Raw genomic sequence first — 968 nt, 5'->3', positions numbered from 1 at the left:
GCTACTTCCTTTAGGTCCATCAGGTCTGGAGTGTTCATTCTGGTACGTCCTTCTATTCGTCGAGGTCCCCAGCGCAGGCGCGCTTGAAGTCCTTGGCCGGTGCCGTCAGTGCCTTACGTCCTTTGAATGGATATAGGACGACGGCCGGCTTTGATTCGGTGTTTGTGGTCTGAGATTGAAGAGCGCGCGCGGTGATTTCCAGGCAGCGCCTTAGGAGGGGGTGGCGAAGAGCCTCATCCAGCGTGCCGCGAAGGTCAGCCGCGTCGTGCGCCTGTTGGAGGTCCCGGCGCATATGACTACGCCGTCAAGTTGCGTTCACGCAGCGTGCGCATGGTGGCGGCGTGGACAGCGCAGGCGGCGGTGAGCATGTGGCCGGACACGGCGGCATCGCCGGCGGCGGCAGTCAGGAATAGGGATTGCCCGGGTTCATAGGCGCCACGAACAAGGTATTCCGTGAGCTTGGCCAAGGCCTTTACCTCGTCGTCGCTCATGTGCGTTTCGATGCGGGCAAGCACGGGGATGGCAGGCATATCAATTCCTTCGGAGAACAGTTTCCCGTGGCGGGCGTTAGAACGCCCGCCAGCAAGACGGAAATCGGGGGTGGGGGGTTAGTGCGCGGGCGCGCTCTGCAGCGACTGGCCGGCCTGATGAGCGTCCAGAATCTTTGCCAGCTCGGCGGCTGAAATCACGCGGGTGGTGCCTTGGTCTCGGTCCACCACAAAGAGCGCATGGCTGGTGCTGCGGTCCATATCGAGCGTCACGCGGCTACGCGCGCTGTCGAGTTCGGCGATCACCTGCGCCGCCTGCGTTGCGGCAGTTGCGACAGAACATCCCGCCAGCGCGACCAGATGAGCGGTGCAGCGCTGAAGTAGATGGTTGTCGCGCAGGGTGGTCGGCTGACGGCTGTGGGCCAGCTCAACAGCAACGAATTGTCGCGCTTGGGCAGAGAGAAAGCCGCGGCTCCAGTT

The 968-nt window shown here is 62.9% G+C and carries 2 protein-coding genes; both read right to left on the bottom strand.

All coding sequences use genetic code 11. The features are described 5' to 3' along the window. Positions 1-296 precede the first annotated feature (296 nt). Positions 297-530, bottom strand: coding sequence for a hypothetical protein (locus KVT32_RS27810; protein ID WP_217619163.1), 234 nt, complete (start codon positions 528-530; stop codon positions 297-299). A gap of 78 nt (positions 531-608) precedes the next feature. Then, positions 609-968 (bottom strand): hypothetical protein (locus KVT32_RS27805; RefSeq protein ID WP_217619162.1); only part of this gene is annotated, 360 nt, incomplete at its 5' end.

It is taken from the genome of Achromobacter sp. GbtcB20, assembly GCF_019091095.1.
GTDB classification, from domain to species: Bacteria; Pseudomonadota; Gammaproteobacteria; order Burkholderiales; family Burkholderiaceae_B; genus Achromobacter; species Achromobacter mucicolens.
This window is presented reverse-complemented; position numbering and strand designations above follow the sequence as displayed.

What these genes read in the sequence shown, in the direction of transcription:
- KVT32_RS27810 (WP_217619163.1), bottom strand. Translation starts at nt 530, where the DNA reads ATGCCTGCCATCCCCGTGCTTGCCCGCATCGAAACGCACATGAGCGAC.